Below are 22347 nucleotides of genomic sequence, written 5' to 3'. Positions count from 1 at the left end.
CACGCAGGAACGCCCTTCCGCATGACTCGCCACGCCCTCGACGCCGAGCACTACATCAGCCCGCAGAGCCTGCGCCTGGAACAGCAGCGGCTGTTCGGCAAGCTGTGGATCTTCGCCGGCTTCGCCTCCATGGTGCGCGAGCGCAACCAGTTCTTCGCGCGCCAGGTGGCCGGGGTACCGGTGCTGGTGCAGCGCACCGAGGCCGGCATCCGCGCCTTCCTCAACCAGTGCCCGCACCGGCAGTCGGCGATCCAGATCGAGTCGCACGGCAAGCGCCCGCTGGTGTGCCCGTACCACGCCTGGTCCTTCGGCGCCGAGGGCGAACTGCGCGGGCTGCCCAATTCCGGCCTGTACCAGTTCACCGCCGAAGAGAAGGCCGGCATCTGCCTGACCAAACTGCATGTGCAGCAGGTCGGCGAACTGTTGTTCGTGAACATGGCCGCGCAGCCGCTGCCGCTGGAGGAACAGTTCGCGCCGGCGTTCCTGGAGACGTTGCGCGCGGCGGCATCGCACGTGGACTCCCAACTGATCTACAGCTGCCACCGAGTGCGCTACAACTGGAAACTCAACATGGAGAACGTGAAGGATTACAACCATGTCCCGTTCATCCATCCCAAGACCTTCAATCCGCTGATGACCGCGGCGCCCAAGCCCTCGGCGCATGTCGAGCGGCCGGCGGACGTCCCCTCGGTAGTGGAGCAACTGCTGCAGGAGGCCGAGTGCCCTCCGCTGCATGCGCTGAGCTTTCCGGCCAAGGCCGAGATCGCGGCACAGGACCAGTGGTACCGGCCGCTATGCGAGCGCTACGGCGAGGACTCGGCGTTCTACAACTGGTTCCTGTATCCGAACGTGAACTTCTACAGCGTGCGCGGCGACTCCTTCGTGCTGCAGCAGTACGATCCGGTCTCGCCGCACGAGACCGACTACCACCTGTGGGTGGCGACTGCGCAACGCAAGAGCGAACGCACCGATTTCACTGCGCTGCTGAGCACGCTGATGCGCATCGAGCACCAGGTGATCGCCGAGGACACGGCGGTGCTGGAACGCCTCCAGGCGGGCCTGGGCGCGCATTCGCGCCCCTTCATGCATGGCGACTACGAGACCGAACTGGTGCGCCAGCACCTGTGGTACCGCGCCAATGTGCTGGAGCAACCGGCATGAACGCGCTGGTGTTGATCGGCCAGGGCCATGCGCTGGAACAGGCGCAGCGCACCGTGCAGGCATGTGGCCTGGCGCACGTGGACATCGTCCTGGACGCGCAGGACCGCTACAACTTCGACCTGGGCGCCCTGCATGCCAGCCATATGCCTGCCACGACCGACGTGTTCGTCGCCATGGACGAACGCGCGGTCAACCAGTCGCGGCACAAGCTGCTCGCCGACGTGCGCCTGGCCGGCTACGGCAGTATCGACCTGATCTGGCCGCAGACGCATGTCGACGCCGGCGTGCGCCTGCTCGGCAACGTGCATGTCGGCCCGGGCTGCAACTTGGCGGCCGGCAGCAGCATCGGCGCCGGCAGTTGGCTGGAACGGCAGGTAATCGTCGAACAGGATGTGCGCGTAGGCGCCTGCGTCACCCTGCATGCCGGCGTGCACCTCGGCCGCGGCACCCAGATTGGCCAGGGCAGCACATTGGGCGGCGGCAGCATGACCCGCAGCGGCGCCAAGATCGGCAGGCACTGCGAATGGTTGCTGCCCGGCACCGTGCCGGACGTGTTGCCGGACCGGTGTTTCTACGATGCGCTGATGCCTGGCGGCGCCCGCATCCTGCGTTGACGTAGGCGCGCGCGAACGCCCGAGTCGCGGTGCCGTTTCACTATACGTTCCGCCAGTGACGGGAGTGGCGTCGCTGTGCCGACGTCCCCCGTTCACTTTGCCAAAACAGGCGTCACGTGCGACATCGCGCCGGGCTGGGATGCATGCACGATCCCAGCGCGACAGGCTTCGCTAGGATCGCTCGCGGGTGACGATCCCCCGCGGCCTGATCGCGCTACCACGCGACATGCCCCTCGTATCCGTCTTTCCAGCATCCGCACGCCTCCTATGGCGCGCCCTTTCGAGTGGACCCATGACCGACCCTCCGGCCGCGCTTCAGCGCGAAGCGGACCTGATCGATGCTTGCATGCGCGCCGGCGGCGCGATGTTCCTCGCCCCCAGTTCCTACCTGGGGAACGTCTTCGCCGCCGCTGCGGCCGCTGCACTACGTGCCAGGGCTCCCGGCATCCAGATCGTCGCAGTGGACGACGTGCTGGATGCGCAAGGCACGCCGGTCGCCGGTTTCGATACCGTACTGCCTACGGCGGCGCTGCGGCGGGATTCGCAACTGGCGAAGCTCCCTGCAATCAATTGCGGCTACTCGATCCCGACGTGGCTGCACTTTGCGCAACTGGTGCAACAGGTCGGCGGCCGCCACGTCGATCTGCCGGAGTTGATGTACGCGCTGGACATGACCCTGATCTACCAGACCGGACCGACGACCCGCGCGCAGACACTGGCACATGCCAAACGCTTCGACGCCGTGCGCGCTCGCCTCGCCGATGCCCTGAGCGTAGGCACGCTCGATGCGGTCCTGCAGATGGCGCTGAACGGCGATCGGCAGCCCTTGCTGGAGGTGCTGTGCCCGGGCGAACAGGAATATTTCTCCATGTTCGCAGGCAATCCGCATCCGATCCGGATCGGCGCGGACGAGCACTATGTGGACATCGGCGCCTACGACGGCGATACCGTGCGCAAGTTCCGCATCGCCGCCCGCAACCGCTATGCGGCCATCCATGCATTCGAACCGGACCCGACCAACTATGCCGTCCTGCAGCAGGGATTGGCGGAGGATGGTGGCCGCACCACGCTGTACAACGCGGCGGTCGCCGACAGCGCCGGCACTTTGGCATTCGACGCACAGGGCACCATGGGCAGCCGTCTCGACGGCAACGGCGCGGCGCATGTGGACTGCCTGCGCCTGGACGATGTCGTCGAGCGCGCCACCTTGCTGAAGATGGACGTGGAAGGCGCCGAGCCGCTGGTATTGCGCGGGGCCACCGAACTGATCCGGCGCTGCCGCCCGCGCTTGGCCATCACCTGCTACCACCACGCGCTCGACCTGCTGGACATCGTCGCCGAGCTGGACCGGATCCTGCCGGGCGCCAGGCTGCGCCTGCGCAAGTACTCGCTGTACTTCTACGACACCGTGCTTTACGTGGAATGGGATTGATGGCGGAACGTTCCGCTGTGTCGCGCTTTTTGGGGCCAGCACTTACGCCGCGATAGGCATGCCAGGCCGGCACGTCCCGCCGCACGCGGCATGACACGGCATGGTGACCGGCCCGGTGGATCTGTCCCCGCTGCACGGCGATCTGCTGACCGCTCTGCTGCCGAGCCCACGACATCGCCGCGGCAGGTCCGCGACGCGCGGCATGGTTGTTGCATAAGCGATGGATCAGGCGCAGTGTGCGCCCCGCTCCTTTTCCGACACGGTCCATCGTTCATGCCCCACCCGCCCCTGGTCAGCGTGGTCATGCCGGCCTACAAGCTGCGCTACTTCGAGCAGGCGCTCGACAGCGTGCTGGCCCAGACCTATCCGGCGCTGGAACTGGTCATCTGCGACGACAACCCCACCGAGGCGATCGCCGAGGTGGTGGAACGCCGCGCCGCCACGGCCCCGTTCCCGATCCGCTACCACCGCAATCCGGAGCGATACGGCGAACTCGGCAGCACCGCGCGCGGCATCGCCCTGGCCCAGGGCGAGTACGTGAAGTTCCTGCACGACGACGATGTGCTGGCGCCGGACTGCGTGGCCGCGCTGGTCGCAGCGATGCAATCGGCGCCGGACGTGCTGCTGGCCTCCTCGCGACGGCAGCGCATCGACAGCCACGGCGCGCCGCTGGAGGACATCCCGGCCACTGCCTTCCCGTTCGCCGGCGACGTGCTGCTGGACGGGCCGGAACTGCTGTCGTTCCTGGCCGACCACACCATCAACTTCGTCGGCGAACCCAGTTGCGTGCTGTGCCGGCGCAGCGACCTGCTGGAGATCGGCGACGAGCTGATGACGCTGGCCGGCAAGGTGATCAACTGGGTCGGCGACCTGGCGCTGTACGCCAAGCTGCTGCACCGCGGCCACCTGGCCCTGCTGGCGCGACCGCTGACCCGGTTCCGCGTGTCGGAGGAGCAATACAGCCAGGTCGGCCGCGACCAGCCCGGCATCGGCGACCAGGGCCACGCCAACTTCCGCCAGGGCGTGCGCGCGATGGGCTGGTACCACGGCGATGGCGACGTCCGCCAGGTCACGGTGAGGCCGCTGGGCGGCGGCGCTGGCGCGCCGGTCGACCTGCTGCAGGCGATCCAGGACGCCTACGCGCGCGTCTGCGTGCAAAGTGCCTTGCGCGACTGGCAGGCGCGGCGGACGGTGACGCCGGCGCAACGCGCCCTGCTCGAGGCGCGCCTGGCCGCACTCGGCGGCGCACCGCGGCTGGCCGTGCTGATCGACGCGCGTGGCTCCGATCGCACCGCGCTGGCGGCGACCCTGGACAGCCTGTTGCTGGAGGGCGCGCCGTTCGCGCAGGTGCAGGCGCTGGTGCTGGGCGATGCGCCCCTCGCCGCGTGGCCGGATCCGCGGGTCCGGATCCTGCCGCCGCTGGCGCCCGAGGCCGATGCGGCGGCCCTGCATGCCGCCCTGGACGCCGCGCCGGCCAGCGACTGGTGCCTGCGCGTAGCGGCCGGCAGCCGGTTCTACGCCGGCGGCCTGCTGCGGCTGCTGCTGGAACTGGCGCAGCAGCCGCAATGCAACGCGCTGTATGCGGACGAATGGCTGGCGGTGGACGCGGACACCCTGGCGCCGCTGCTGCGGCCCGATCCGGACCTGGACCTGCTGCTGGGCAATCCGCTGGCCACCGCTGGGCACTGGGTGTTCCGCCGCGCCGCGGTGCAGGCGTTGGGCGGCTTCGATCCGGCCTACGACGGTGCCAGCGAACTCGAGCTGATCCTGCGCCTGTTCCTGCGTGACGGCGGCGACGGCATCGCGCACCTGCCCGAGCCGCTGCTGCTCGCCGCACCGGCCAGCGCCGAGGCCGGCGGACAGGCGCGTCAGCGCGCGATCGCCGCGCACCTGCAGGCCCGCGGCTATCCGCAGGCCGCGGTCGAGCCGCTGCCCGGCGGCCTGTTCCGCATCGACTACGGCCACCCCGCGCAGCCGCCGGTCTCGATCGTGCTGCTGGCGCAGGACAACCTGCCGGCGCTGCAGCGCGCGGTGGTCAGCCTGCTCGAACAGACCGCCTACCCCGCCTACGAACTGTTGCTGGTGGACAACGCCAGCCACGCACCCGAGATCACCGCGTGGATGCAGGCCGTGGCCGAACTGGGCAACGGCCGCATCCGCGTGTTCGCACTGGAACAGCGGGTCTCGCAAGCCGAGGCGCACAACCTCGCCGCCACCCAGGCGCAGGGCGAGTACCTGTTGTTCCTGGATGCCGACAGCGCCGCGGTGCAGGACGGCTGGCTGCACGCGCTGATGAACCACGCGCAGCGGCCGGAGGTCGGCATCGTCGGCGCCAAGGGTGTGTCCGCCGATGGCCGCATCACCCATGCCGGCCTGCTGCCGGGGCTGCTGGCCGGCGCCGGCCACGCCTTCGCCGGCGAGGCGATGGCCCAGCCCGGCTACATGGGCCGGCTGCAGGTCGCGCATCGCTACAGTGCGGTGTCGGCGCAGTGCCTGCTGGTGCGGCGAGCGCTGTTCGAACACCTGTCCGGCTTCGACGCGGCCGGCTTCGCCGCCGGCGGCGCCGACGTGGATCTGTGCCTGCGCGCCGCGGCGGCCGGCGCCTGGACCGTGTGGACGCCGCAGGCGCTGCTGCTGCAGCCGGCCCCGGCCACGCGCAGCGAGGCGGCCGACGAGGCCCTGCTGCAGCGCTGGCTGCCGGCGCTGGCGCACGACCCGGCCTACTCGCCCAGCCTGGGCCTGGACCAGCCCGGCGGCTTCCAGCTGACCGAGTCCGAGTTCTCCTGGCAGCCGCTGTCGTGGAAGCCGCTGCCCAGGGTCCTGGCGCATCCGGGCGACACCTTCGGCAGCGGCCAGTACCGGGTGATCCAGCCGTTCCAGGCGCTGGCCGCGGCCGCGCAGATCGACGGCCTGTACTACGCGCGCCTGCTCGACCCGGTGGAACTGCAGCGCATCGGCGCCGACGTGGTGGTACTGCAGCGCCGGGTCGGCGATGCGGAACTGGCGCGGATGGAGCGCATGCGCCGGTTCGGCAATGCCTTCATGGTCTACGAACTGGACGATTACCTGCCCAATCTGCCGCTCAAGAGCGCGCACCGCGAGCAGATGCCCAAGGACGTGCTGCGCTCGCTGCGGCGCGCCGCCACGCTGGTGGACCGGGTCACCGTCTCCACCCCGGACCTGGCCGAAGCGCTGGCCGGCCTGCACGGCGACATCCGCGTGGTGCGCAACCGCCTGGAACCGCAACTGTGGGGCGCACTGCCGGCACCGGCGGCGTCTGCCGCGACCAAGCCGCGGGTCGGCTGGGCCGGCGGGCTCAGCCACACCGGCGATCTGGAGCTGATCGCCGACGTAGTGCAGGCGCTGGCCGGCGAGGTGCACTGGGTGTTCATGGGCCTGTGCCCGGCGCGGCTGCGCCGGCATGTGCATGAGGTGCACGACGGCGTGGATTTCGCCCGCTATCCGCAGGCGCTGGCCGCGCTGAGGCTGGACCTGGCGCTGGCGCCGCTGGAAGACAACCTGTTCAACCGCTGCAAGAGCAACCTGCGCCTGCTCGAGTACGGCGCCTGCGGCTATCCGGTGGTGGCCAGCGACCTGCCGCCCTACCGCGACGGCGGACTGCCCGTCACCCTGGTCAAGAACCGCTTCCGCGACTGGGTGAACGCGATCCGCGCGCACCTGGCCGACGCCGACGCGCGGATGGCGGCCGGCACCGCCCTACGCACAGCGGTGCAGCGCGACTGGCTGCTGCAGGGCGACAACCTGGAGGAGTGGCGCGCGGCCTGGCTGCCGGACTGAGACAGCCGCCCGCGCCGACCCAGGATCGCCGCACCGCTGGCACCCGACCGTGACGCGGCGCACAGCGTCAACCCGCCGACACCTCGCCGCCCCCCACGTTGCGCCGGCCACGCTGCCGGCGCCGGGAACCCGTCACCGCCGCCCAGCCTCCCCGCCCGCACCGCGCTGGTGAGCGCCGCCACAGGTGAATGCAGTTTCGGCACACCGCTTGCATTGCATACGGGCAAGCCGTCTCCCGGCAGGGACTTCACCGTATGAGCGACTCCATCAGCTCCATTCTTTCGCAGATCCGCAGCTACCAAGGCCAGGTCGGCCAGGCGGCGCAGACGCGGGTGGGCGATGTCGGCCGCAGCAATGCGATCGAAGGCCTGACCGGCAACCAGGGCGTGCAGGGTCCGAGTTTCACCGAGACCCTGCGCAACGCGATCGGCGGCGTGAACGACGCCCAGCAGAAGTCCGGCAACCTCGCCAAGGCCTTCGAACTGGGCGACCCCAGCGCGGATCTGGCCAAGGTGATGCTGGCCGCGCAACAGTCCCAGGTGGCGTTTCGCGCTACCGTGGAAGTCCGCAACCGACTCGTCCAGGCGTACCAGGACGTGATGAACATGCCGCTGTAAGGGTAGAAGACGATGGCGCTTGCGATCAGCAAAGAGACGTTCAGCAACGAAAAGGCAGGCGCCTGGTTCGACCGCCTGCAGAGCCTGCAGATCACCCGTCGCATCGGCCTGATGGCGATGATTGCGGTGGCCGTGGCGGCCGGCCTGTTCGTGTTCTTCTGGTCGCAGAAGCCGGCCTACACCCCGCTCTACACAGGCCTGGACGAGAAAGGCACGGCCGAGGCCACCGACCTGCTGCGCACCGCGCAGATCCCGTTCAAGCTCGACCCGGCCACAGGCGCGATCACCGTGCCGGAGGACAAGCTGTACGACGCGCGGCTGAAGCTGGCCGGCTCCGGCCTGACCGACAACGGCAACATGGGCTTCGAGGTGATGGAGAAGGATCCCGGCTTCGGGGTCAGCCAGTTCGTGGAGAACGCGCGCTACCAGCACGCCCTGGAAACCGAACTGGCGCGCACCATCGCCAGCCTGCGCCCGGTGCGCGAGGCGCGGGTGCACCTGGCCATCCCCAAGCCGAGCGCGTTCACCCGCCAGCGCGAGGCCGCCAGCGCCTCGGTGGTGCTGGAACTGCGCGGCGGCACCACCCTGGAACGCAACCAGGTCGATGCGATCGTCAACATGGTCGCCTCCAGCATCCCCGACCTGTCGCCGGACCGCGTCACCGTGGTCGACCAGAGCGGGCGCATGCTGACCATCGCCGACCCCAACAGCGACGCGGCGCTCAATGCCGCCCAGTTCGACCAAGTGCGGCGCCAGGAAAGCGCCTACAACCAGCGCATCCGCGAACTGCTGGAGCCGATGACCGGCCCGGGCCGGGTCAATCCGGAAGTGAACGTGGACATGGACTTCTCGGTGGTCGAGGAAGCGCGCGAGCTGTACAACGGCGACCCGCCGAAGCTGCGCAGCGAGCAGGTCAGCGACAGCAGCACCAGCACCGGCGGCCCGCAGGGCGCGCCCGGCGCGACCAGCAACTCGCCGGGCAGCGCGCCAGGCCAGCCGGGCGCGACCGGCGCCCCGCCCGCCCCGGGCACGGCCGGCACCCAGCAGGCCGCCGCCGCGACGCCGACCGAGAGCTCCAAGAGCGCCACCCGCAACTACGAGCTGGACCGCACCCTGCAGCACACCCGGCAGCCGGCCGGCCGCATCAAGCGCGTGTCGGTGGCGGTGCTGGTGGACCACGTGATGCGTCCGGGCGCCAAGGGCAAGATGACCGAACAGGCGCTCAGCGCCGCCGAGCTGACCCGCATCGAAGGCCTGGTCAAGCAGGCGGTGGGCTTCAACGCCGAACGCGGCGACACCGTCTCGGTGATGAACGCCCCGTTCGTCCGCCAGGCCCCGGAAGCGGCCGACAAGCCCGGTTGGTGGGAAGATCCGCGGGTGATGAACGGCGCGCGCCTGCTGCTGGGTGCGGCGGTGGTGCTGGCGCTGCTGTTCGGCGTGCTGCGCCCGGCGCTGCGCCAGATCGCCGGTCCGGCGCCGGCCGCGGCCGTTGGCCACGACCGCGAAGGCGGCGAGCCGCGCGATGCCAAGCTGTCCATGCTCGACGACGACAACCCGCTGCTGCCGTCGCTGGGCGAGGACACCGCCAGCCTCAGCGGCGGCACTGGCGGCAACCCCGCCATCGCCCTGCCCGACGCGTACGAGGAACGGTTGCGCCAGGCCCGCGAAGCGGTCAAACAGGATTCCAAGCGCGTGGCGCAGGTCGTGAAGGGATGGGTCGCCAGTGAAGCCTGATGCGAACGCAATGAATGGCACCCAGCGCGCCGCCGTGCTGCTGCTGTCGCTCGGCGAAGCCGACGCGGCCGAGGTGCTCAAGCACATGGACCCCAAGGAGGTGCAGAAGATCGGCATCGCCATGGCGACGCTGAGCGGCATCTCGCGCGACCAGGTCGAGAAGGTCATGGAAGAGTTCAACGCCGAGCTGGGCAGCAAGACCTCGCTGGGCGTGGGCGCCGACGACTACATCCGCAACGTGCTGGTGCAGGCGCTGGGCGCCGACAAGGCCGGCAGCCTGATCGACCGCATCCTGCTGGGCCGCAACACCACCGGCCTGGACACCCTGAAGTGGATGGACCCGCGCTCCATCGCCGACCTGGTGCGCAACGAGCATCCGCAGATCATCGCCATCGTGATGGCGCACCTGGACAGCGACCAGGCCGCCGAGGCGCTGAAGCTGCTGCCCGAGCGCACCCGCGCCGACGTGCTGATGCGCATCGCCACCCTCGACGGCATCCCGCCGCACGCGCTCAACGAGCTCAACGAGATCATGGAGCGGCAGTTCTCCGGCAACCAGAACCTGAAGTCGTCCAACGTCGGCGGGGTCAAGGTCGCGGCCAACATCCTCAACTTCCTCGACAGCGGCTCGGACCAGGGCGTGCTGTCGGCGATCAGCAAGATCGACGCCGACCTGGGCAGCCGCATCCAGGACCTGATGTTCGTGTTCGACAACCTGGTGGAACTGGACGACCGCGCCCTGCAGACCATGCTGCGCGAAGTCAGCGGCGACCGCCTCGGCCTGGCCCTGCGCGGCGCCGACATCAAGGTGCGCGACAAGATCACCAAGAACATGTCCCAGCGCGCCGCCGAGATCCTGCTCGAAGACATGGAAGCGCGCGGTCCGGTGCGCCTGTCCGACGTGGAAGCGGCGCAGAAGGAGATCCTGGCGATCGTGCGCCGCCTGGCCGATGAAGGCGTGATCACCCTGGGCGGCAGCGGTGCGGAGGCCATGGTATGAACGGCAACGTGGTGCGCTGGCTGGCGCCGGAACTCGATGCCCCGCCCCCGCAGGCGGCGCAGTCGTACGAGGACGCCCTGCCGGACGAGCCGGTGCTGCGTCCGCCGAGCCTGGAGGAGATCCAGGCGATCGAGGCCGCGGCCCAGCACGAAGGCTTCGAGCGCGGCCATGCCGAGGGCCTGGCCCAGGGCCAGGCCGAGATCCGCCGCCTGACCGCGCAGATCGAAGGCATCCTGGACAACTTCTCGCGGCCGCTGGCGCGGCTGGAGAACGAAGTGGTCGGCGCGCTCGGCGAACTGGCCGTGCGCATCGCCGGCAGCCTGGTCGGCCGCGCCTACCAGGCCGACCCGGTGCTGCTGTCGGAACTGGTCGCCGAGGCGCTGGACGCGGTCGGCGGCGCGCGCCGCGACGTCGAGGTGCGCCTGCACCCGGACGACATCGCCGCGCTGACCCCGCTGCTGACGATGATGGACCAAGGCATCCGGCTGGTGCCGGACCTGAGCCTGAGCCGCGGCGACCTGCGCGTGCACGCCGAATCCGTGCGCATCGACGGCACCCTGGAGGCGCGCCTGCGCGCGGCCCTGGAAACGGTGATGCGCAAGTCCGGAGCAGGCCTGTGAGCGCCCTGTCCGGCACCCATCCCGGCGACTGGCTGGATGCGCGCAACCTGCGCCTGGCCGGCCGCCTGGGCCGGCTCGATCTGGACGCGGCCGCCGGCCGCGGGCTGATCCGCGAAGGCATCCTGCGCCGCGCGGTCGGCCTGACCCTGGAAGCGGTCGGCTGCGAGGCGCCGATGGGCGCCACCTGCAAGGTCGAGGTCGACGGCGGCTGGGTCGATGCCGAAGTGGTCGGCTTCTCCGGCGACCGCACCTCGCTGATGCCCAGCGCCGAAACCCACGGCCTGCTGCCCAACGCGCGGGTGGTGCCGCTGCACCGCCGCGGCGGCGTGGAAGTGGGCGAAGGCCTGCTCGGCCGGGTCATCGATTCGGACGGCGTGCCGCTGGACGGCAAGGGCCCGATCCGCGCCGAAGGCTCGGTGGGCATGGCCGGCGTGTCGATCAACCCGCTGGCGCGCGAACCGATCACCACCCCGCTGGACGTGGGCGTGCGCGCGATCAACGCGCTGCTGCCGATCGGCCGCGGCCAGCGCGTGGGCCTGTTCGCCGGCTCCGGCGTCGGCAAGTCCACCCTGCTGGGCATGATGACCCGCTACACCGCCGCCGACGTGATCGTGGTCGGGCTGATCGGCGAACGCGGCCGCGAAGTGCGCGACTTCGTCGAGACCACCCTGGGCGAGGAAGGCCTGCGCCGCGCCGTGGTGGTCGCCGCCCCGGCCGACCGCCCGCCGCTGGCGCGCCTGCACGGCGCCTACCGCGCCACCGCCATCGCCGAGTGGTTCCGCGACCAGGGCCTGAACGTGCTGCTGCTGATGGACTCGCTGACCCGCTTCGCCCAGGCCCAGCGCGAGATCGGCCTGTCGGTGGGCGAGCCGCCGACCACCCGCGGCTATCCGCCGTCGGTGTTCGCCAAGCTGCCGGCGCTGGTCGAACGCGCCGGCAACGGCGCCAAGGGCCGCGGCTCGATCACCGCCTTCTACACCGTGCTCACCGAAGGCGACGACCCGCAGGACCCGATCGCCGACGCCGCCCGCGCCATCCTCGACGGCCACATCCTGCTGTCGCGGCGCGTCGCCGACAGCGGGCTGTACCCGGCCATCGACGTCGAGTCCTCGGTCAGCCGCGTGGTCCAGGACATCGCCGACGAGCCGTGGCGCCTGCGCATCCGTTCGCTGAAGCGGCTGGTGGCGGCGTACTCGGCCAACCGCGACCTGATCACCATCGGCGCCTACCAGCGCGGCAACGATCCGGCCGTGGACGAAGCGCTGGAGCGCTGGCCGGAGATCATGGAATTCCTCGGACAGGACGTCGCCAAAGCCGCAGATCTGCCCCACAGCCAGGCCGCCCTGAAGCGGCTGGTCGACCGCGAGAACTAAGCCATGATGCAATCGCAACGTCTCGATCCCCTGCTCCGCCGCGCCCAGCAGCACGAAGACGAGGTCGCCCGCGATCTCGCCGAGCGCCAACGCGCCCTGGCCACCCACGAGTCGCGGCTGGAGGAACTGCGCCGCTACGCCGAGGAGTACGCCAACAGCCAGATGGCCGCGACCAGCCTGGCGCAGCTGGCCAACCGCCGCGCCTTCCTGGACCGGCTGGAGAGCGCGGTGCAGCAGCAGTGCCAGACCGTGGACCGCAACCGCGAGAAGGTGGAGATGGAGCGCAGCCGGCTGCTGCTGGCCAGCCGCGACAAGCAGGTGCTGGAACAGCTCGCGGCCAGCTACCGCGCGCAGGAACGCAAGGTCGACGACCGCCGCAGCCAGCGCGAGATGGACGACCTCGGCGCGCGCCGCGCGCGCCTGGCCGCCACCGCCGACGAACACGAGAACGGAGACGGACGATGAACAACGCGCTTTCCGCGCTGGGCGGCAGCGGCCGCGCCAGCCAGATCGGCGGCGGTCACGACACCCAGGGCCTTGACCGCAGCGGCGGCAAGGACAAGGACTTCGCCAAGCTGCTCGGCGGCGGCGGCTCGGCGCGCACCACCGCGCCCAAGCCGGCCGCCCGCGAGACGGCCAAGCCGGTGCAGCCCGCCGACAAGGACCAGGCGGACAAGCGCCCGGCTGCCGCCGACGACGCCGCCAGCGATCCCGCGCGCACCGCGCAGGCCGGCGACAAGGTCGCCCAGGACACCGAAAAGAGCAGCACCGAGACCAAGGCCTCGGGCAAGGACAAGGGCAAGACCGAGGACAAGCGCGACGACGCCAAGCCGGACGAGAGCGCCTGGCCGCCGGCCGGGCTGGCCGGGATCGGCCTGGGCCTGCTGCCGGCGATCGGCGCGGCGGTGCTGCCGGCGGCCACGGCGACCTCGCTGGGCGCGGCGGCCGGGCTGGCCGTCGGCGTTGCCGGTGCCGTGGCCAGCGGCGCGGCCGCCCTGCTCGGCGGCGGTGATGCCCTGCCGCAGACCGCGGCCGGCGCCACCGATCCGAATGCGGCCACGGCCGGCACCGCCGGGACCGCCCCGGCGTCCGCCGCCGGCGGCTTCGGCGCGATGCTGCTGGCGCAGGCCGGCGCGGGCGACAAGGCCGGCGGCGCCGAGACCGCGGCTCCGCTGGCGGCACTGGCCGCCATTGCCGCGGCGGCCGGCGGCAAGAGCGGCGACGGCGGCGACGCCGCGCCCGCCGCCGATCCCAGCGCGATCGCGCCGACCGCGGCGGCGACCCCGCTGCACGCCGCAACGCGGCTGGCCGATCCGCAGCCGTTCAGCGGCTCGCCGACGCCGACCCCGAACCTGCACGGCAACCAGTTCGACGAGGAACTGGGCGCGCGCATCAGTTGGCTGGCCGACCAGAAGATCGGCCACGCCCACATCAAGCTCAATCCGGCCGAGCTCGGCCCGGTCGAGGTGCGCCTGCACATGACCGGCGACCAGGTCAACGCCAGCTTCAGCAGCAACCAGGCCGACGTGCGCCAGGCCCTGGAGAACAGCTTGCCGCGCCTGCGCGACATGCTCGGCCAGCACGGCTTCCAGCTCGGCCAGGCCGACGTCGGCCAGCAGCAGCCGCAGCAACAGCAGGCCAATGCGCAGGGCACGCCGCAGGGCGGCAGCCGCAGCGGCGGCGAGCTCGCCGACGACCTCTCCGGCAGCGTCGGGATTCCGGCGATGGTGCTGCGCCAGCGCGGCCTGCTCGACGCCTACGCCTGATCCTGGCGGCACTGCCGCCTTCCCGGGCGGCGTGATGTCCGCTCCGGGACCCGCTTCCAGCCCCGACGCGCTGCTTGCAAAACGCGTCGGGGCTGCAGCCCTCACTGCCCCGATCCCTTCTCCCGCAACGGTCTCGGCCATCGCCCGCAGCGCACGCGGCGACACCGTCAAACACCCGGCGCGCCAGGCGCCCGGTTTCGGCACGGCGATTGCATCCTCAGGGGCAGACCCCCTTCAGGAGCCTGTACTGTGTCAGCCGCCGACAAATCCAAGAAAGACGCCAAGGACGCCCCGGAAGGCGGCAAGTCGAAGAAGATGCTGATCATCGTCGTCGCGGCCGTGCTGGTCCTGGGCGGCGGCGGCGCCGGCGCGTTCTTCTTCCTGAAGAAGCCCGAAGGCGGCGGCCACGCCAAGGCCGAGGAGAAGACCGCCGAGATCCCCAAGCCGGCGCAGTACTTCGCGATGGACCCGGCGTTCGTGGTCAACCTCAATGGCGGCGCCGAAGACGGCCCGCACTACCTGCAGCTGGAAGTGCAGCTGATGACCCGCGACCCGGAAGAGCTGAAGCTGATCACCGAGAACGCCCCGGCGATCCGCGCGCACCTGCTGATGCTGTTCTCGCAGGTGCAGGCGGCCGACATCGCCAACATCGACGGGCGCAAGAAGCTGCAGGCCGCGGCGCTGGCCGACGCGCAGAAGCTGATGACCGCCGAGACCGGCAAGAAGTGCGTGGAAGAACTGCTGTTCACCAGCTTCGTTACCCAGTAAGGCGCTGCCGCGATGACCGACCTGCTCTCCCAAGACGAGATCGATGCGCTATTGCATGGCGTCGACGCCGGCGTGGTGGACACCGAGCCGGCGCCCGCCGAGCCGGGTGAAGCGCGCAACTACGACTTCTCCAGCCAGGACCGGATCATCCGCGGGCGCATGCCGACCCTGGAGATGGTCAACGAGCGCTTCGCGCGCCTGTGGCGGATCGGCCTGTTCAACCTGATCCGGCGCTCGGCCGACCTGTCGGTGCGCGGCATCGACCTGATCAAGTTCAACGACTACATGCACTCGCTGTACGTGCCGAGCAACCTGAACCTGATCAAGTTCAAGCCGCTGCGCGGCACCGGCCTGATCGTGTTCGAGCCGACCCTGGTGTTCACCGTGGTCGACAACTTCTTCGGCGGCGACGGCCGCTACCCCACCCGCATCGAGGGCCGCGAGTTCACCCCGACCGAGATGCGGGTCATCCAGCTGATGCTCAAGCAGACCTTCGCCGACCTGGCCGAAGCCTGGGCGCCGGTGATGGAGGTGGAGTTCGAGTACCTCAACTCCGAGGTCAACCCGCACTTCGCCAACATCGTCACCCCGCGTGAGTACGTGGTGGTCAGCCGCTTCCACGTGGAGCTGGAAGGCGGCGGCGGCGAGATCCACGTGACCCTGCCGTATTCGATGCTGGAGCCGATCCGCGAACTGCTCGACGCCGGCATCCAGAGCGACCGTGTGGACCGCGACGAGAGCTGGAACATCATGCTGCGCGAGCAGCTGTTCGGCTCGGAGGTCACCATTTCCAGCGTGCTGGCGCAAAAGCAGATGAGCCTGCGCGAGTTGACCCGGCTGAAGATCGGCGACGTGCTGCCGATCGACCTGCCCAAGCAGGTGCCGCTGTGCGTGGAGAACATCCCGGTGTTCACCGGCGAGTTCGGCATTTCGCACGGCCAGAACGCGGTGAAGATCACCGCCACCCATCCCCCCGGCGCGCTGCGCCGCCGCCCCGCTCTCCAGGAAGACCTGCCATGACCCAGACCGATCCCACCCAGCCGGCGCCGGCCCAGTTCGACAGCCTGCAGCCGGACGCCATGGCCGAGTCCAACGACCTGAACCTGGACGTGATCCTGGACGTGCCGGTGACGCTGTCGCTGGAAGTGGGCCGCAGCCGCATCCCGATCCGCAACCTGCTGCAGCTCAACCAGGGCTCGGTGGTGGAACTGGAGCGCGGCGCCGGCGAGCCGCTGGACGTGTACGTCAACGGCACCCTGATCGCGCATGGCGAGGTGGTGACCATCAACGACCGCTTCGGCGTGCGCCTGACCGACGTGGTCAGCCCCAGCGAACGCATCCGGAGACTGCGGTGAACCTGCTGCTGGCCGTCGCCGCGCAGACCGCAACGCAGACCGCCAAGCACGGCGCGAGCGTCGGCAACGCGGCGCCGTCGGCGCCCAGCCTGCTCGGCGCGGTGTTCGCGCTGCTGCTGGTGCTGGGGCTGATCCTGGCCATGGCCTGGGTGCTCAAGCGCCTGCCCGGCAGCGGCTTCCGCCCGGCCCAGGGCCTGCGCGTGGTCGCCAGCCTGGCGGTCGGCGCCAAGGAGCGGGTGGTGGTGGTCGAGGTCAACGGCGAACAACTGCTGCTGGGCGTGTCGCCCGGCGGGGTACGCACCTTGCATCAGTTGCCCGAGCCGCTGCCGCAGGCACCCGCGCCGACCCTGCCCTCGATCAAGCAGTTCAAGCAGCTTCCCGATTTCGCCCAGCTTCTGGCGCAGAAGCTGCGCAAGGACAAATGACCATGCCGTTTTTCTGGAACCGCAACGCCCGCCGCCTGCGCCTGCTGCTGATCCTGCTGACGCTGAGCCTGCTGCCCGCGTTCGCCTGGGCGCAGGCCAACACGGCGCCGGCCGCCACCCCGACCGCGCAGAACCCGCAGAACGCCGCGCCCACCCTGCCCTCGCTGCCCGAGGTCAACGTCGGCAAGATCGGCGCGCAGCCGGTGAGCCTGCCGCTGCAGACCCTGCTGCTGATGACGGCCATCACCCTGCTGCCGTCGATGCTGCTGGTGCTGACCGCCTTCACCCGCATCACCATCGTGCTGGGCCTGCTGCGGCAGGCGCTGGGGACCGGCCAGACCCCGTCCAACCAGGTGCTGATGGGCCTGGCGCTGTTCCTGACCGCGCTGGTGATGATGCCGGTGTGGGAAAAGGCCTGGGGCCAGGGCATGAGCCCGTATCTCAACGGCCAGATCGATTTCCAGACGGCGTGGACGCTGACCACGCAGCCGCTGCGCGCCTTCATGCTGGCGCAGGTGCGCGAGACCGACCTGATGACCTTCGCCGGCATGGCCGGCAACGGCACCTACAGCAGCCCGGACGCGGTGCCGTTCCAGGTGCTGGTGGCCTCGTTCGTCACCAGCGAGCTGAAGACGGCGTTCGAGATCGGCTTTTTGATCTTCATTCCTTTCGTGATCATCGATCTGGTGGTGGCCAGCGTGCTGATGTCGATGGGCATGATGATGATGTCGCCGATGCTGATCTCGGCGCCGTTCAAGATCCTGCTGTTCGTGCTGGTCGATGGCTGGGTGCTGACGGTCGGCACGTTGGCCGCCAGTTTCAACGGGGTCTGAGGCGATGAGTCCGGAACTGGCGTTGACGGAGTTGCGCGGTGGGCTGATCACGGTGTTGTGGGTGGCCGGGCCGTTGTTGCTGGCGATGTTGGCGGTGGGTGTGGTGATCGGTGTGTTCCAGGCGGCCACGCAGCTCAATGAGCCGACGATTGCGTTCATCGCGAAGGTGGTGGCGTTGACGGCGATGTTGTTCGCGACGGGGAGTATGTTGCTGGCGCATCTGGTGGAGTACACGACGATGCTGTTTCAGCGTATTCCGCATTTGATTGGGTAGCGGGGATGGCTGCATTTGCCGCTACGCTTGCCAGCGTGTTGATGTCCTCGGTTGTTGGGCAGGAACAGCAACGGCTTTCGCTTCGCGGCGAGCCGTTTGAAAGGCAAGAGCTTTCGCCTGGCGGCGAGTCACTTTTCTTTGCTTGTGCAAAGAAAAGTAACCAAAAGAAAGCACACCCCGCCGCAGCGCCCGCTACGCGGGTCCGCTCCGCTAGCGGGATTTTCGGACGGGGCATCCTGCCCCGACCGAAAACGGCGCACATCCTTGTGCGCCGCCCCCCTGCGGGGGGTTTGACCCGCCAGCTCCGCCGCTGCGGAGGGGACCCAGTGGATCAAGAGCGAAACAACAACAACAGCAAAAACGACGGCAACAGCAAAAGCGACGGCTACGGCTGCGGCTATAGCCGCTTTGGCTTTGGCTTCATTGCCGGTCGTGCTGTGTCCGTTGTTGTTCGTGGGCTCGCCGGTCTGTCTTTGGCTGCAGGCCGCTCGCGTTGCGCGATTGGCGCTGGCCGTTCCTTCGTGATGTCTGCCGGGGTCTCGGGCTGATGGATGCCGCCACGCAAATGGTGGTCGATGGGTCGCGGGCGTTCGCGATGATCGGGGCGGTGCTGTGGACGATGCTGCGGATCGGGGCGATGTTCACGGTGATGCCGCTGGTCGGGACCAAGGCGGTGCCGGGACGGGTGCGGGTGATCCTGTCGGGGACGCTGGCCATCGCGCTGGCGCCGATCCTGCCGCCGGTGCCGGACTGGGATGGGTTCAATGCGGCGGTGGTGCTGAGCGTGGCCCGGGAGCTGGCGGTGGGGGCCAGCATGGGCTTCATGCTGCGGTTGATCTTCGAGGCCGGGGCGATGGCCGGGGAACTGGTCTCGCAGAGTACCGGCCTGGGCTTCGCGCAGATGGCCGATCCGCTGCGCGGGGTCAATTCCGGGGTGCTCGGCCAGTGGTTCTACCTGGCCTTCGGGCTGATGTTCTTCACCGCCAACGGGCATCTGGCGGTGGTCTCGCTGCTGGTGGACAGCTACAAGGCGCTGCCGATCGGCACCGCGCTGCCGGATGCGCAGGCGATGGCCTCAGTGGCGCCGAACTTCTTCATGAGCATGATGCGCGGTGCGGTGACGCTGGCACTGCCGGTGATGGTGGCGATGATGGCGGTGAACCTGGCCTTCGGCGCGCTGGCCAAGGCGGCGCCGTCGCTGAACCCGATCCAGCTCGGCCTGCCGGTGGCGGTGGTGCTGGGCCTGGCGCTGCTGGCGCTGCTGGTCGGCGAGATGGGGCCGCCGGTGCAGCGCCTGTTCGACAGCGCCTTCGACGCGGCGCGCGCGCTCACCGCCTAGGCCGTGTCAGCCATCCCCAGGCATGCCGCACCGGGGAATGGCTGACACGCCCTGGTACTCAAGCTGCGCCGCGACCCGGCCGATACCGGCAGAAGGCGAGCAGTGTGACGCCAGGATGAGCGGCGGCAAGGCCGGCTGTCCTTACACTGCCGATCGCCGCTCCGCCCCTCCTCCGCCGCCCGCGCACGCCATGCTCCACCACCCGCCAGCGCTCGCTCGTGCCAGCCATCGCCGTGTCCCACGGCGGCACAGCGGCGGCTGAGCGTCATATGGGGACGTTCCTGGGCCGATGGCTGCGCTGGCCGCTGTGGCTGCTGGCGGCGCTGACCTGCAGCGGGGCCACGCAGGCGCAGGTGATCCCGTTGCGGCACTACGCGCAGGACCAGGGCCTGCTCGGCCTGGCCGGTACCTGCCTGTTGCAGCGTCGCGACGGCAGCCTGCTGGTCTGCAGCGAAAGCGGCCTGTACGCGTTCAACGGCGACCAGTTCCAGCAGCTACCGCTGGAGGGCCGCGGCGGCCACTACATTTCCGATGCCACCGAGGATGCCGCGCAACGCCTGTGGCTGGCGACCTTCGATGCGATCTACGTCGGCGACGGCACCCCGTCGCGCTGGATCCCGCTGGAGCACAACAGCCCGCCCTCGCACCGCCAGCTGAACCGCCCGCGCCTGGCCACGCCCGCCTGGGGCACGGTGGTGCTCGACGACCACCGGATGCTGCGCGCGGTGCGCAAGGCCGATGGCGCGGGATGGGAATTGCGGCCCCTGTTCGATACGGCGACGCTGGCGCGGCAACCGGAACTGGCCGATATCCACGATCTGTTCGTGGCCGACGACACGCTGTGGCTGGGATGCGCCAAGGCCTTGTGCCGGGTCGAGGCCGATGGCCGCGCGACCCGCTACGACCAGGCCCAGGGCCTGCCGCCCGAGTTCTGGCGCAATGCGGTGCGCGACCGCGACGGCACCCTGTGGGTCGTCGGCAGCAGCAAGGTGATGCGGCTACCGGCCGGCGCGGCGCGCTTCCACGACCAGACGCCACCCGGCATGGATGGTCCGACCGTGGTGACGTGGCGCACGCCGATCCTGCTCGACCCGCAGGGCCGCGTGCTGATGCGCACCAACCAGGGCCTGGCGCGCTGGGAGCAGGACCACTGGCGCAGCTTCGACCGCCGCCACGGCCTGCCCGAGGGCAACATCGTGGCCATGCGCTTCGACCAGGCCGGCGACCTGTGGCTGAGCATGGACGGCGAAGGCGTGCTGCGCTGGAACGGCTATGGCTGGATCGAGAACTGGGACGTATCGCAGGGCATCAGCCGGGCGCCGACCTGGAGCATCCAGCGCACCGGACAAGGCGAGCTGCTGGCCGGCAACGAGGGCGGCGTCGACCACCTGCGCGCGGACGGCCGCTTCCAGCACTGGCCCAGCGACGACGGCACGCAGATGATCGGGCTGCGACGCGGCGCGGATGGGACGCTGTGGAGCATCGGGTCGGTCGGCGTGCTGCGCCATTACGACGCCCAGGGCCGGCTGCTGCGTGCCTACCCGCCGCTGGACGCCATCGCCAAACAGCTGTTCGTGGACGCACGCGGTCGGGTGTGGATCCTCACCAATCGCGGCATCTACCTGCTGGCGCACGCCGACGCCGATGCGCGGCCGCAAAAGGTGCAGGCGCTGCCGGGCGGCGAGTACTCGGACATCCAGCAGCGCCGCGACGGCAGCGTGCTGGTGGTGGGGCTGGCCGGCGTCTTCCGCCTGCGCGGCGAGACCTGGACCCCGCTGCGGCTGGCGCTGGAGGGGGCGCCGGCGCCGGCGGTACTCAGCAAGCTGCTGGTGCTGGACGACGGCCAGGCCTGGGCCAGTCTGTACGGTCCGGGTGCCTGGCAGGGCCGGCTCGACGGCGACATCCTGCACCTGCAGCCGGGCGATGCGCAATTGCGCGACCTGCAGATCTACAGCCTGCGCCGTACCCGCAACGGCTGGATCTGGATCAGCCACAACCAGGGCGTGGACGTGTACGACGGACGCGCCTGGGCGCGGCTGACCCAGGCACAGGGCCTGCTCTGGAACGACATGTCCGAATCGGCCTTCCTGGAGGACCACGACGGCTCGGTGTGGCTCGGCAGCAGCCGCGGCGTCACCCACCTGCAGGATCCGTCCCGGCTGTTCCCGGCGCGGGCGCCGCGGCTGGCGCTGCAGAATTTCAGCCGCGGCGGCGTCGCCATCGGCGCGGGCGCGCGCCTGCCCTGGAGCGACGATCCGTTGCACATCGCGGTCGGTTCGCCGGATCTTTACGACGAACGCAGCCGCATCAGCTTCCGCTACCGCTTCAAGGGCGCCCACACCCGTTGGCTGCACACGCCCAACTTCGAGTTCGAGCAACCGCCCTTGGCGCCGGGCCACTACGTGCTGGAGATCCAGTTGCTCGACGCCTACCGGCGCAGCGCCTCGGCGCCGCTGCGGGTGGCGTTCTCGGTGGCGCCGGTGTGGTGGCGCAGCCAGCCGATGCTGGCGCTGTACCTGCTGCTCGGCGGCGGCCTGGTGACGGCGCTGCTGCACTGGCGCGAACGCCGCCTGCACCAGCGCCAGCGCGAGCTGGCCGACCTGGTGGCACGGCGTACCGAGGAACTGGAGCACGACAAGCGCGAACTGGAGATCGCCCGTGCCGCGTTGGCGGTGAAGGCCTCGCACGACGCCCTCACCGGCCTGCTCAACCGCGCCGGCATCCTCGACGCGCTGGCCGCGCAGATGCGCCGCAGCGAGGCCGAACACACGTCGCTGGCGGTGGCGATGATCGACCTGGACCATTTCAAGCGGATCAACGACGAGCATGGCCACCTGGTCGGCGATGCGGTGCTGATCGAGGTGGCGCGGCGCCTGGGCGCCAACCTGCGCGACGCCGACCTGGTCGGCCGCTACGGCGGCGAGGAACTGCTGGCGGTACTCCCCGGCTTGCCGCCTAGTTGCGGCGAACGGCTGCAGGCCCTGCGCGCCACCATCGCCGGGCAGCCGCTGCGCATCGGCGAGCGCCAGCTGGCCATCACCGCCTCGATCGGCGTGGCCTGGTACCGCCCGGGCGAATCCCTGCAGCAGTTGCTGGCGCGCGCCGATGCGGCGCTGTACCAGGCCAAGCGCCTGGGCCGCGACCGGGTGGAACTGCAGCCGGCCTAGCCGGGGCCTGAAGGCGCGCCGCGGCGGCGGCAGGCGCCCGACCAAGGACCGGCACGGTCCTTGCAGTGCGC

At 70.2% G+C, this 22347-nt stretch carries 20 protein-coding genes; all 20 read left to right on the top strand.

The features are described 5' to 3' along the window. Window positions 1-21: 21 nt before the first annotated feature. The 20 genes from M3U25_RS19915 to M3U25_RS19820 all read left to right on the top strand — a co-directional run bounded on the left by M3U25_RS19915 (window position 22) and on the right by M3U25_RS19820 (window position 22276). Window positions 22-1161 (top strand): aromatic ring-hydroxylating dioxygenase subunit alpha, encoded by a 1140-nt coding sequence (locus tag M3U25_RS19915; RefSeq protein WP_355503618.1) that lies wholly within the window; start codon window positions 22-24, stop codon window positions 1159-1161. Then, on the top strand, window positions 1158-1775 hold the full coding sequence (locus M3U25_RS19910; protein ID WP_355503620.1) for an acetyltransferase: 618 nt from the start codon (window positions 1158-1160) through the stop codon (window positions 1773-1775). Before M3U25_RS19915 ends, M3U25_RS19910 begins: the two co-directional genes overlap by 4 nt. Window positions 1776-1962: 187 nt before the next feature. Beyond that, a complete protein-coding gene (locus M3U25_RS19905; protein WP_355503621.1) occupies window positions 1963-3207 on the top strand; it encodes an FkbM family methyltransferase in 1245 nt (414 codons plus the stop codon). A 273-nt stretch (window positions 3208-3480) separates the two neighbouring features. Then, complete coding sequence (locus M3U25_RS19900) at window positions 3481-7005, top strand: glycosyltransferase (protein WP_355503623.1); 3525 nt, start codon at window positions 3481-3483, stop codon at window positions 7003-7005. A 254-nt stretch (window positions 7006-7259) separates the two neighbouring features. Then, complete coding sequence (fliE, locus tag M3U25_RS19895) at window positions 7260-7622, top strand: flagellar hook-basal body complex protein FliE (protein WP_355503625.1); 363 nt, start codon at window positions 7260-7262, stop codon at window positions 7620-7622. Window positions 7623-7634: 12 nt separating this feature from the next. Next, window positions 7635-9356, top strand: coding sequence for a flagellar basal-body MS-ring/collar protein FliF (gene fliF / locus M3U25_RS19890; protein WP_355503627.1), 1722 nt, complete (start codon window positions 7635-7637; stop codon window positions 9354-9356). 10 nt (window positions 9357-9366) lie between these two features. Then, on the top strand, window positions 9367-10356 hold the full coding sequence (gene fliG / locus M3U25_RS19885) for a flagellar motor switch protein FliG (RefSeq protein ID WP_242158483.1): 990 nt from the start codon (window positions 9367-9369) through the stop codon (window positions 10354-10356). Then, entirely contained in the window at window positions 10353-10976 is a 624-nt protein-coding gene (locus M3U25_RS19880; protein ID WP_355503629.1) for a FliH/SctL family protein, read from the top strand. The genes fliG and M3U25_RS19880 overlap by 4 nt, the downstream gene beginning before the upstream one ends. Then, entirely contained in the window at window positions 10973-12349 is a 1377-nt protein-coding gene (locus tag M3U25_RS19875) for a FliI/YscN family ATPase (RefSeq protein WP_184502432.1), read from the top strand. Before M3U25_RS19880 ends, M3U25_RS19875 begins: the two co-directional genes overlap by 4 nt. 3 nt (window positions 12350-12352) lie before the next feature. Next, window positions 12353-12814 carry a flagellar export protein FliJ gene (gene fliJ / locus M3U25_RS19870; RefSeq protein ID WP_160947166.1) on the top strand — a complete coding sequence of 154 codons (462 nt, stop codon included), beginning with the start codon at window positions 12353-12355 and terminating at the stop codon, window positions 12812-12814. Further along, complete coding sequence (locus M3U25_RS19865) at window positions 12811-14115, top strand: flagellar hook-length control protein FliK (protein WP_355503632.1); 1305 nt, start codon at window positions 12811-12813, stop codon at window positions 14113-14115. Before fliJ ends, M3U25_RS19865 begins: the two co-directional genes overlap by 4 nt. A 249-nt stretch (window positions 14116-14364) precedes the next feature. Beyond that, entirely contained in the window at window positions 14365-14883 is a 519-nt protein-coding gene (locus M3U25_RS19860; protein WP_242158469.1) for a flagellar basal body-associated FliL family protein, read from the top strand. Window positions 14884-14895: 12 nt separating this feature from the next. Beyond that, complete coding sequence (gene fliM / locus M3U25_RS19855; RefSeq protein ID WP_019796142.1) at window positions 14896-15903, top strand: flagellar motor switch protein FliM; 1008 nt, start codon at window positions 14896-14898, stop codon at window positions 15901-15903. A 59-nt stretch (window positions 15904-15962) separates the two neighbouring features. Continuing rightward, complete coding sequence (fliN, locus tag M3U25_RS19850; protein WP_223875781.1) at window positions 15963-16238, top strand: flagellar motor switch protein FliN; 276 nt, start codon at window positions 15963-15965, stop codon at window positions 16236-16238. An 8-nt stretch (window positions 16239-16246) separates the two neighbouring features. Continuing rightward, entirely contained in the window at window positions 16247-16663 is a 417-nt protein-coding gene (fliO, locus tag M3U25_RS19845; protein WP_184502590.1) for a flagellar biosynthetic protein FliO, read from the top strand. A 2-nt stretch (window positions 16664-16665) separates the two neighbouring features. Next, on the top strand, window positions 16666-17496 hold the full coding sequence (gene fliP, locus M3U25_RS19840; RefSeq protein ID WP_160947163.1) for a flagellar type III secretion system pore protein FliP: 831 nt from the start codon (window positions 16666-16668) through the stop codon (window positions 17494-17496). 4 nt (window positions 17497-17500) lie between these two features. Next, window positions 17501-17770 (top strand): flagellar biosynthetic protein FliQ, encoded by a 270-nt coding sequence (locus M3U25_RS19835; RefSeq protein WP_010343869.1) that lies wholly within the window; start codon window positions 17501-17503, stop codon window positions 17768-17770. A gap of 5 nt (window positions 17771-17775) precedes the next feature. Beyond that, window positions 17776-18318 carry a hypothetical protein gene (locus tag M3U25_RS19830; protein WP_355503636.1) on the top strand — a complete coding sequence of 181 codons (543 nt, stop codon included), beginning with the start codon at window positions 17776-17778 and terminating at the stop codon, window positions 18316-18318. After that, window positions 18318-19109 (top strand): flagellar biosynthetic protein FliR, encoded by a 792-nt coding sequence (fliR, locus tag M3U25_RS19825; protein WP_242158467.1) that lies wholly within the window; start codon window positions 18318-18320, stop codon window positions 19107-19109. Before M3U25_RS19830 ends, fliR begins: the two co-directional genes overlap by 1 nt. 269 nt (window positions 19110-19378) lie before the next feature. After that, complete coding sequence (locus M3U25_RS19820) at window positions 19379-22276, top strand: diguanylate cyclase (protein ID WP_355503638.1); 2898 nt, start codon at window positions 19379-19381, stop codon at window positions 22274-22276. Window positions 22277-22347: the final 71 nt, after the last annotated feature.

This window comes from Xanthomonas sp. PPL134 (assembly GCF_040595915.1).
GTDB lineage: Bacteria > Pseudomonadota > Gammaproteobacteria > Xanthomonadales > Xanthomonadaceae > Xanthomonas_A > Xanthomonas_A indica.
Note: the sequence above shows the minus strand (reverse complement) of the source record. Positions and strands in the feature narration are given on the sequence as shown.

Bases quoted from the DNA above. Each gene is read 5' to 3' on its own strand.
- fliR (WP_242158467.1), top strand. From the start codon at position 18,318: ATGGATGCCGCCACGCAAATGGTGGTCGATGGGTCGCGGGCGTTCGCG.
- fliF (WP_355503627.1), top strand. From the start codon at position 7,635: ATGGCGCTTGCGATCAGCAAAGAGACGTTCAGCAACGAAAAGGCAGGC.
- M3U25_RS19835 (WP_010343869.1), top strand. From the start codon at position 17,501: ATGAGTCCGGAACTGGCGTTGACGGAGTTGCGCGGTGGGCTGATCACG.
- fliP (WP_160947163.1), top strand. From the start codon at position 16,666: ATGCCGTTTTTCTGGAACCGCAACGCCCGCCGCCTGCGCCTGCTGCTG.
- M3U25_RS19910 (WP_355503620.1), top strand. From the start codon at position 1,158: ATGAACGCGCTGGTGTTGATCGGCCAGGGCCATGCGCTGGAACAGGCG.
- M3U25_RS19915 (WP_355503618.1), top strand. From the start codon at position 22: ATGACTCGCCACGCCCTCGACGCCGAGCACTACATCAGCCCGCAGAGC.
- M3U25_RS19900 (WP_355503623.1), top strand. From the start codon at position 3,481: ATGCCCCACCCGCCCCTGGTCAGCGTGGTCATGCCGGCCTACAAGCTG.
- fliJ (WP_160947166.1), top strand. From the start codon at position 12,353: ATGATGCAATCGCAACGTCTCGATCCCCTGCTCCGCCGCGCCCAGCAG.
- fliE (WP_355503625.1), top strand. From the start codon at position 7,260: ATGAGCGACTCCATCAGCTCCATTCTTTCGCAGATCCGCAGCTACCAA.
- M3U25_RS19865 (WP_355503632.1), top strand. From the start codon at position 12,811: ATGAACAACGCGCTTTCCGCGCTGGGCGGCAGCGGCCGCGCCAGCCAG.
- M3U25_RS19820 (WP_355503638.1), top strand. From the start codon at position 19,379: ATGGGGACGTTCCTGGGCCGATGGCTGCGCTGGCCGCTGTGGCTGCTG.
- fliN (WP_223875781.1), top strand. From the start codon at position 15,963: ATGGCCGAGTCCAACGACCTGAACCTGGACGTGATCCTGGACGTGCCG.
- M3U25_RS19830 (WP_355503636.1), top strand. From the start codon at position 17,776: ATGGCTGCATTTGCCGCTACGCTTGCCAGCGTGTTGATGTCCTCGGTT.
- M3U25_RS19880 (WP_355503629.1), top strand. From the start codon at position 10,353: ATGAACGGCAACGTGGTGCGCTGGCTGGCGCCGGAACTCGATGCCCCG.
- fliM (WP_019796142.1), top strand. From the start codon at position 14,896: ATGACCGACCTGCTCTCCCAAGACGAGATCGATGCGCTATTGCATGGC.
- fliG (WP_242158483.1), top strand. From the start codon at position 9,367: ATGAATGGCACCCAGCGCGCCGCCGTGCTGCTGCTGTCGCTCGGCGAA.